Genomic DNA, 9,888 nt, shown 5'->3' with positions numbered 1-9,888 from the left:
CGCTCGCGGCTAATCCCACGTGCGATCGGATTAAATCAACAAGCCGTAACGCGTCCCGATGGGCGGTATTTCAGCACGTGACGTGTGCCAGTGGCGCGTTTGCGAAGCGAACACGCGCCGGTCGCTTACCGGCTTGTTGATTTAATCAGCCGTTTGGCGCGTGCCTACGGGCGCCGGTGGGTAATCGAGATGATGAATGCCCGTACGCTTGCGCGCTCGCGGCTAATCCCACGTGCGATCGGATTAAATCAACAAGCCGTAACGCGTCCCGCTGGGTGGTGTTTCAGCACGTGGCATGTGCCAGTGGCACGTTTGTGAAGCGAACACGCGCCGGTCGCTGACGAGTCCCGCCGGGGGGCGTGGGGCGTTAGCTAGTGGCGGGTGTGGATGGCTGACGGGGCTATCCCACCGGGGTCTCGTTTTCGTGCTGGTGCTCGATGAGTTCCGATTGGGTGGTGCGGCACAGCTCGAGCAGTTCGTTGGTGTCGCGCAGCAGGTCGAGCCAGGAGATTTCTTGTTCGCTGGCTCGCTGGCGGATGCGATCAGCGGCTTTCGCAATGGATTCGATGTCACAGCGACGGGCGTACATTCCCAAACGTTCCGCCAGCGTTTGCATCCCCTCGGTGTCTTGGCTGTCGATGGCCGCGGCGAGGCGTTCGACTTGAAATCCGATTTGGATTGCGGCTTCGCTGTTGACCGTCGCATCGGGCTCGGGTTTGCTGGTGATGACGCTGGCGAAGTGCTCGACCAATTCGGGATCGAACTGAGACCCGGCGTAGCGTCGCAGTTCCTCGATGGCAACTTGATGCGAGCAACCGTCGCGGTAGACGCGGTCGGAAATCATCGAGTCATAGCTGTCACAGATCGACAGAATGCGAGCCCCGATCGGGATTTCCACGCCGACCGGCAGATTTCGGAAGCGACCGGAGCCGTCAAAATGCGCTTGTCGAAACTGGACGGTTTCGGTCAGCTCTTGGCACTCGAACGCGGTTTCGATCAGTTCAACGCCGATGCGATCATGCCAGGCGATCAATTCCATTTCGTCGGGGCTGAGTTTTCCGCGTTTGAGCAGAATCTCATCGGAGACACCGACTTTGCCGATGTCGTGAAGCAACGCGGCGATCTCCAGAACGTATTGGCTGGCCGAGTCCATGTACTGTTTGGAGACGCGGGAACAGAGGTCCGCCACACGGCGGCTGTGTTCTGCGGTGGCGGCGTCGCGGTAGGAAAGCGATGCGATCAGTGCGGTGACCGCCTGGTAGGGGATTTCGGCGCGCTCCCGCGATTCGGTTTCTTCGCCATCCATTTGCGACAGTTCCGGGCTGTAGGGAATCACGCAGTTGCGTCCGCCCCGTTTGGCCGCGTACAGGCAAACATCGGCTTGATTGATCAGTTCCTGGGGATCGGACGCGTTGAAGCGTGTTTCCGACACACCGACGCTGGCGGTCAAGCGAAGTTGAGCGGGTTCCTTGAAGGTGATTTGCTCGATCGACGCCCTGGTTTGTTCGGCCAAGTCGAGTGCATCCTCAAAATCAATGCCCGGCAACAGGACACAGAATTCTTCACCACCGTAGCGGCAAACCAGCCCGTGATCGCCGTGGTTTTCTCGCAGCACCCGAGACACTTCGCGCAAGACGTCATCGCCGACACCGTGCCCGTAGGTATCGTTGACGCGTTTGAAGTGGTCGTTGTCGAACATGATGCACGACAGCGGCTTCTGTTCCGCGGCAGCCATCTTCCACAGGTGGCCGAACCGTTCGAAGAAGGCGCGACGGTTCAGGCAGCCGGTCAGTGCATCGGTGGTCGCCAGGATTTCCAGTTCCCGGTTTTTCTCTTCGATCTCATCGCGACTTTCACGCAGCATCGTCAGCATCGCTTCGAGCTGTTTGCGATGTTCTTCGATGTGGGTCACGTCACGGAAGGTCGCCAAGGCCCCGCGTCGAGCGTTTCCGCCACCGATCGGAGCTGCGTTGACCGAGAAAATGCGTTCGGCGCCGTCGTCGACTTTTAGATGCAGAATCTGTTCGGTGATCGTGGCGGACTCATCGATCGCCGTCATCCAGGGGAAATCGTTCTTGGATTGGTCGTGCTCAAACGTCCAAGGCAACTCGTTGGCACGCGATTCCACCAACAACTCGGTCGGCACGTCGACGGTTTCGGCGAACGCGCGGTTGGCCAGCACGATCTTGGCTTTTTCGTCCAGGACCAACAGGCCTTCGGCGAGCGTGTCGAGGGCTTGGCGAACACGTTCGGGCACAACTTGGGTGGTGCTGAACACCCTCATCACTTTGCCCACGAACAGCGTGTAACCGAACACGCCGGTGATGCAGTAAAACGCCAACAAACGCATCAGAGGGTGTTCGGCGATCGCGCCGAAGGTCGATTGGTCGGGGGCTCGAAAGCAAAACTCGACCTCGCCCCATTCGCGTCGGTTCAGAGTGATCGGAACGGTGATCGCATCGATTCCCCGGCTGTCGCTGGCCACCTGGCGCCATAGATCGTCGTGGTGGCCGGCATTGACCTTCAAGTCCCCGTGCTTGCTGCGAACCCCAATGGAAAGCAGGTCGGCGTCGCGATCGACGAGGGTTTCGGCGGTCGCACGCAGGTCCACCCACTGTTGTTTTCGAACGTGGGCAGCCGCGTTGACCGCGACGGCTTCGCTGAGTCGCCGCCGTGACGCGCTTTCAATCTTCGTCACATCAGGCATTAGCCCGAACCAGTGACTAGCCAAAATCAGGCTAGCACCGAGGCAGACCAACGCAATTGCGAGGCGAATCGATTGGAGATAGACCCTACCCAAGGTGCAGCTTTCAGCGAAAACGAGATGATGTGGTCGGCTTGGGGTGTCGTCACCCCGGTCGTGAGCCAAGTTTTGCTTGCGCCTATGGGCATGGGGGCGCGGAATCGCCAGCAAGTCATACGGCACACGAAAAGAAAACGGGATCGCGCCGCGATGGGAGGTTGTACCGATCGTGACGGCCGGCGAGCGTCTGACGCTGCCACGGATGGCGCTGGGCGTCTAGTTCTCAGGGGCGGGGCGAGTGTGCCTTCCCGGCGAGCTCCGATGCTGGCAATTGGCAAACCTTGACGACTGTGACGATTGTCCTCCGCGGGGCTGCCGTGAACACGCCAATTCGGCGTGGCGGATCGATCCGATTGATCGTTGCGACCGATCCCTGAGGTTGCGTACCCCTGCAAACCGCAGGGGAATGCGTTTTCGTGAAGGACTGACTCGAGAATTTGATGCCACGGATGGGATTCGATCTGCATAAGCTCTTCGCGATTGTCATGGTGTTCGCCATGACGATGGTGCAAGGTGTGTATGCCGAACGCCCCACGGGCAGCCAAGCATTGGGGATTCCGCAGGCGAATGCGTCTGCGACGGCCCCTTCCATGCCTGCGGTGGGGAGCTTGCCGAAACGGTTGCCCCCCGCACCAATGCCGCGTCTGCCTGATCCGATGCTTGCCGGGGAAGCGGCGCCGATGCAGTGGTGGACCGATCGGGTCACCCAGCAAGTGCTCGATCGCGATCGCTGGGTTCGCTTTGACCTTGAAACCATCCTGCTGGATACCCTCGCCCATAGTCCCCGCATCTTGAGCGTGGGGTATGAAGCGAGTTCCACGTTCCAACGGATTGTTCAGCAGGACGCCGAATTCGACTCGACGATCCTGTTGAGTGGCAACCTCGGGGCGACCAATGACCCCGTGGGGAATACCCTCACGACCGGTGGGGCAGACCGATTGCGTGAAAAGTCGCTGAACTTCAGCGGCGGCGTGCGAAAGAAAACGCGGACCGGGACCGAGTTGGAATGGAACCAGGAAATCGGTTTTTTGGATAGCAACAGTTCCTTCTTTGTGCCGCGAGACCAGGGGAACGCACGGCTGAGTCTCAGTTTGACCAAGCCGCTGTTGTCGCGCGGCGGGCGTTATTACAACGAGCGTTTGGTCACCCAGGCTCGGATCGAAAGCCGTGTCGCGTGGCAAGACATGCGTGGTGCGGTCGAGCAACGCATCGCCGATGTCATCGCCGCTTATTGGAAATTGTACGAGGCACGCGCCCAGCTGACCCAGCAGCGTGAATTACTCGCCCGCAGCCGCAACATTGAACGGTTGCTGGTCAGCCGCAAAGATTTCGACGCCGCCTTGATCGAGATCACCAAGGCCAAGCAGCGGGTGGCGCGTCGCGCCGACCAGGTCATCGACCTGGAAGCCGATCTGAAGAAGCAACAGGCACGGCTGGCTGCCCTGGTGGGCAGTGAAGCGATGATCGGAGCGGACAGCGATTTGGAGCTGATTCCGATGGCAGCTCCGGTGATCGACGGAGTGCGGTGGAATCTGCGTGATGCCGTCGCACAGGCCCTGCAAAACCGTCCCGAGGTTCGCGCCGCGACGTACGACGTTGAACTCTCCGCGTTGGAATTGCGGGTCGCCCGGGCAGAGCTGGAACCGCAGCTCAACTGGGTCTTCAACGGATACCTGTCCCAACTCAACGGCGCCAGCAAGGTCGCCAGGTCGTTCGGCGAACAGTTTGACAATGCCCCCGGCATCTCGACGGGACTGGAGTTCGAGCTTCCCCGGGGACGACGGGCGTTTCGGGCTCAGCACCGTGAAGCCCTGTTGAGGGCGCGGGAGCGATCCCAGCGGTTGCGCGAAGTGATCCAGCAAACCCAGTTCGACGTCGAAACCGCATTGATTGATCTGGAGCGTTTTGAAAAACAACTGATCAGCAAACGCAACGTGTTGTCGACCGCGGTGACCGAAGAAAACATCTTGACGGTCCAGTGGCGGATCATCGGTGGCGATGACTCTCGCGTCGGCATCAAGCTGGAGAACCTGCTCGACGCACAGCAACGTCGGACCGATGCGGAAAAGGATTTGGTGAAGGTGGAATCGGCGTACATGATCGCGCTGGTTCAACTGCAACGCGCGATGGGAACGCTGTTGATCAACGAGGGAGTTCGCCCCGTGCAATCGGAATGTTCCGGTGAGATCAACTTTTTGCACGACGACTATCAAGCCACGGTGATTGCGCCGTCCATCGAAGCCGGCGATGAAACTCAGGCGGAGCCGGAAGCACCCCAATCGAGTCCGCTTGATCTGTCTGGGTTGGACGGATCGCAGCGCTCCGCATCCAGCCTCAAGCTGACCCCGACGCGGATCCCCTTCACACAGGCTGCCGCGTCACCGAACCCGTCGGCGGCCGCGGTGACCGAGAGCCCGAGCCGCGACGATCGCGAATCGGCCGAACCCGCACCGCGGAACGTCGCGGTGCCGCGACGCATCGGTCGACCGACAGCGACTCCGGCGTCCACGGCAATCCAGCAGCCACCGCAACAACCTCAACCGCAATCACAACCAATGCCACGCGCCGATTGGCGAACACCATCGGCGGGTTGGACGCAATAGCGACGACCGCGTCACCCACACGGCGCCCCGGGCGTATCAATACCGTCAACCTTTCAAAGACACCACCGAATCGCATGACCGTCATGAAGTTCACTCAAAACCATTCAAAACGAAAGCGATCGAAGCGGCTCCCGATCACTGCGACGGTTGTGTGCTCGTTGCTCAGTTGCGGGCTGGTGATTGTCTCCGCGACCGTGATCGCCCAGGACAACGCCGGTTATTCACAAACCTCTCGTTCCTCGCAAGGTTTCCGGGGCGGTTCGGTCACGATCGATTACGAAGGTTTCACCATTCCCAAGTTTGACATTCTTGTCGCCGCGACGGAGATCGGGCGTTTGGAAGAGGTGAATGTCAAAATTGGAGATCGCGTTACCAAGGGGCAGATCGTTGCCAAATTGGAAGACGGATTGCAAGTCGAAGCGGTGGCGACGGCTCGCTGGCGGGCTCAAATGCATGGTGAAACCGACGCCGCCAAGGCCGAAACGGCGCTGATGAAACTGCGGTTCGAGCAACTGCAATCGTTGGCCGATCAAGACATTGCCCGCCCCGACGAATTGAAACGAGCCTACGCAGACTGGGAGATTGCGAAATCCCGAGAACTAAACGCGGTGGAACAAGACCAGCTTCGAAAACTGGAACTGTCACGCTACGAACTGCAATTGCGGCGACGGAAGGTGCTCGCGCCGATGGATGGAGTGGTCGCTGAACTTTTTCACGCCCCCGGCGAGTACATCACGCCGGCAGACCCAGCCGTGATTCGGCTGGTCGTGCTCGATCAAATCTACGGGGTGTTCAACGTCCCGGTCGAAGAAATCGGCATGATTCAACAGGGCGATCAAGTTCAGGTGTTCATGGTCAGCGCGTCCAAAAGCGTGCGTGGGGAAGTCGCGTCGATGGCACCCGACATTGACGGGGAAAGCGGCACGATCATGGTCAAGGTGTTGTTGGACAACCAGACCGGTGAGCTGCGCGCGGGCGACCGATGCCGGATGAGACCTGCACGGAACCAGACGGCGCAGCAGCAGCGGATCCAATTGCCGGTGACGCGGCGTATCGGTGCAAACGTCCCCTCCGATGTTCCCACCAGCCCGTATGGAGTGTCGCGAACCCGATGAGCGCCAGGCCCCCTATGCTCACCGATGGGTCGGGAAAGACGACCCCCAACGGACCAGCGTCAGCATCGCCGGATAGCGATGCTGCGCGTCGGGACGCGACACGGGCAGAGTCTGGTTCGTCGGCGGATTGGGCCAAGACGGTGACACTGATCGAAGTGGTCGCGGAGGTCAGCGATCAATCCGAGGCAGTGATGGCATTGGTGCAATGCATCGCCAAGCAATTTCCCGCCAGCAGCGTGCGCTGTGGCATCGGGACGACACGACTCCGCCGGTTCTATGAATCCCGGCTGGGTTGGCTGGGGCCCGCAAGTGAACTTTATCAACACGCAGCCGAAAGCTGGGATGAAGAAGCGTCGCCGGTTCCGACCCGACCCGCCGTCCCAACGGAACTCGCAGCGAAGAACCCACAAAAAGACAGCGACGCGATTCGCTTGAACCTGGATGACGACGTCGGGTTAGGGCGTTGCGTGTTGTGGATCGAGGGTGGGCCGGTGACGGCTGCCGACCGAACTTGGTTGCGACGTGCGTTGCCGGCGCTGCGGGCGATCATTTGGACTCGTAGCGGCGGCGTGGCGGCACAATTGTCGCGATGGCTGGCCCAAAGCGGTTTGAGTACACGGATTTGTGTGGGGTTGGCCGGCTTGGCCGTACTGCTGCTGGCGATTTGGCCGGTTTCCTATCGCGTTCGTTGCACCACGCTTGTCCGCCCCAAACATTCGCGAATCGTCTCGGCGCCGTTTGACGCGACCTTGTTGTCGACCCACGTGCAACCCGGCGACGCCGTCCAGCGAGGTGATGTCTTGATCTCACTCGATGGTCGTCCGCTCCGCTTGGAACTGGAGACCGTGGAAGCGCAGATCGGTCAGGTGCTAAAGGAACGCGATGTCGCGATGGTCGGCGGTCGGGTCGCCGAATCCCAGCAGGCCAAGCTAAAGATCCGAGAACTCAACCGACAGCGTGACCTGCTGCTGAGTCGATTGGATCGCCTCAACGTGATCAGCCCGATCGATGGTGTCATCGTATTGGGTGATCTGAACCGATCCATTGGCGCTCCATTGGAAACGGGGCAAGCGGTATTGGAGATCGCGCCCCTGAATGAAATGTTGATCGAACTGGAGATCCCCGAGTATGAGATCAGCTATGTCGACAAGGGGACGTTGGCTCGCGTCCGGTTGACAGCCGCGGAAGGCGACCCGATTGAACAACCGATCGACGCGGTCTACCCCAGCGCCGAGCTGCGCGATGATCAAAATGTGTTCGTCGCGCACATCAATGTCGACAACCGCGCCGGCACACTGCGTCCGGGAATGCGCGGCGATGCGATCGCGTATGGTCCCGTTCGGCCCTGGCTCTGGTCGATGGTCCGTTCGGGCTGGGAGAAGACCTTGTGGTGGATCGGGTACTGAGACATTTCTATGGACGATCAATCCAGCCATTCGCCCCCCGACGGAGCCACGATTGACCCGTTGTCGGTCATCGTAAAAGTCGATCCGGCGGTGGAATTCTCATCGCGCGGCCAACGCACGCAAACCGTTTACGTTGCCAACGATCGACGAACCGGAAAATTTTATCGTTTCGGCACGCGCGAATACCATGCCGTGACGTTGATGGATGGTGAGCGTACACTCGGTGAAATTTACCGCCAACTTCAACATGACGGTTTGTTGTGGTCCGAAGTTGACGTGATCGCGTTCGCCAAGGAGTTGACGCAACACCGATTGGCGGTGGTCGTCACCGCTGCCGACGACGCTCACGCCCCCGGAGCAACCGGTGAAACGCCGGATCCGCCACCCGGAGTAGCCGAGACGGAACCCGGCGCTGCATCGGCCGGAGCCGCGGCAGCCAAGACTGCATCGACACCACCAAAGCGGTGGTTCGGTGTGACGCTGCGACTGCTCGGCGGGTTGCTGACGCAGCGTTTTCCCCTTGCCGACGGAGACCGGATCGCCGCGAAACTGCTGCCCGGCTTTGGGTTTCTGTTCGGCGTTCCCGCGATGATCTTCTGGGCGGTGCTGGTGGGGGCTGGAGTCGGCGTGGTGTGGTCCAACGCCGACGCCTTCTCCGCCGAGGTGCGACGCGTCTTTGACCAACAGTTGTGGTTGGTCCTGGCGGTCTTGTGGTGCGTGTTGAAAGTCGTTCACGAATGTGGACATGCGGTGTGTGCGAAATACCACGGTGTTCGTGTCGGACGGATGGGGATCATGTTTTTCCTGTTCGCACCACTGGCCTATGTGGACGTGACCGACGCATGGAAACTGGTGCGACGCCGTGATCGAGTGCAAATCGCCTTGGCCGGCGTCTATGTGGAACTCGCCATCGGAGCCGCCGCCGCGTTGCTTTGGTGGTTCTGTCCCGTCGGATTCACCAAACATCTCGCCGCACAGGTCTTCTTGGTCGCGGGGCCGGCGACGATTCTGGTCAATGCCAATCCGCTGCTACGGTTGGACGGCTACTATGTGTTAAGCGACTTGTTGGAAATCCCCAATCTTCGCGCACACGGGCGGGCACGATTGGGGGCGATGGTCGAGGCCTTGTTGTTTCGCATCCGGATGCCCGAGAGTCCCTTGGCCGGTTGGCGTAAAGACTTCGCTGCCTTTCATGCATTGTGCTCGGTGGTGTTTCAAATTGTCTGGATGTCGGGTTTGGTGTTTGCCATTGCGACGTGGGCCAAAGGTTTTGGAATCTTGATCGCGATCGTGGCCGCGACGATGTGGGGCGTGTTACCTCTATTGCGATGGATGTTCAAGATTTGGACACTCGAGCCACGCAACCGTTGGGGATTAAATTTCTATCAACGGCGTCTGCTTGGTATTTGTACCCTCGTCTGTCTCGGCGTTCAGTATGCGTCGGTGCAGAGTTCGCCGTTGGCGCGTCGCGTGCCGGTGGTGGTGCAGTTCCAAGACGAACAAATTGCGCGCGCGCCCGTGGATGCATTTGTCGCGTCCGTCTTTGTACGGTGTGGCGATCGCGTCGAACGGGGAACCCTATTGTTGGAACTGGATCAGCCGGAACTGGTGCTGCAGCGCGATCAGCTGATGGATCAGCGTGACGTCGAGTTGGCCAAGGCGATCCAGCACCGTCAGCGCAGCGAGCTTGCCCTTTCCGAAGTTGCACAGCAGAACGCTGAAAGTTTGAAACGCCGGCTCGCCGAGATCGACCAACAGATCGACAGCATGCGAATCGTGGCGACCCGCAGCGGCAAGATCACCACACCGGCGACCAACCAGCTGCTAGGGCGTTACGTCAAACAGGGCGAAGAATTGCTGCGGGTTTCCGATCCCCAGGAAAAAGAAGTCTTAGCGATCGTCGCCGAAGACACTCTGGAAGCTTACAAGAAGGCGTCCTCGTCCAAGCAAGTCGCTTCGAT

Annotated in this window: 5 protein-coding genes; 4 read left to right on the top strand and 1 reads right to left on the bottom strand. The window is 59.9% G+C overall.

Annotation, left to right across the window (positions count from 1 at the left end):
- Positions 1-400: 400 nt before the first annotated feature.
- Positions 401-2,707, bottom strand: a complete 2,307-nt coding sequence (locus ABX749_RS10065) for a diguanylate cyclase (RefSeq protein WP_372895862.1) — start codon at positions 2,705-2,707, stop codon at positions 401-403.
- A 581-nt stretch (positions 2,708-3,288) separates the two neighbouring features.
- Here ABX749_RS10065 and ABX749_RS10060 point away from each other — a divergent pair.
- The 4 genes from ABX749_RS10060 to ABX749_RS10045 form a co-directional block, all read left to right on the top strand.
- Complete coding sequence (locus ABX749_RS10060; RefSeq protein ID WP_372895861.1) at positions 3,289-5,406, top strand: TolC family protein; 2,118 nt, start codon at positions 3,289-3,291, stop codon at positions 5,404-5,406.
- 83 nt (positions 5,407-5,489) lie between these two features.
- On the top strand, positions 5,490-6,521 hold the full coding sequence (locus tag ABX749_RS10055) for an efflux RND transporter periplasmic adaptor subunit (protein WP_372895860.1): 1,032 nt from the start codon (positions 5,490-5,492) through the stop codon (positions 6,519-6,521).
- A 140-nt stretch (positions 6,522-6,661) separates the two neighbouring features.
- On the top strand, positions 6,662-7,927 hold the full coding sequence (locus ABX749_RS10050; protein ID WP_372895859.1) for an efflux RND transporter periplasmic adaptor subunit: 1,266 nt from the start codon (positions 6,662-6,664) through the stop codon (positions 7,925-7,927).
- A gap of 9 nt (positions 7,928-7,936) precedes the next feature.
- The coding region (locus ABX749_RS10045; protein ID WP_372895858.1) for an efflux RND transporter periplasmic adaptor subunit at positions 7,937-9,888 on the top strand (1,952 nt) is incomplete at its 3' end.

The organism is Stieleria sp. (genome assembly GCF_041595215.1).
GTDB lineage: Bacteria > Planctomycetota > Planctomycetia > Pirellulales > Pirellulaceae > Stieleria > Stieleria magnilauensis.
This window is presented reverse-complemented; position numbering and strand designations above follow the sequence as displayed.

Excerpts from the sequence above, each read along its gene's own strand:
- ABX749_RS10055 (WP_372895860.1), top strand. The coding sequence starts at position 5,490 with ATGAAGTTCACTCAAAACCATTCAAAACGAAAGCGATCGAAGCGGCTC.
- ABX749_RS10065 (WP_372895862.1), bottom strand. The coding sequence starts at position 2,707 with ATGCCTGATGTGACGAAGATTGAAAGCGCGTCACGGCGGCGACTCAGC.
- ABX749_RS10060 (WP_372895861.1), top strand. The coding sequence starts at position 3,289 with ATGGTGTTCGCCATGACGATGGTGCAAGGTGTGTATGCCGAACGCCCC.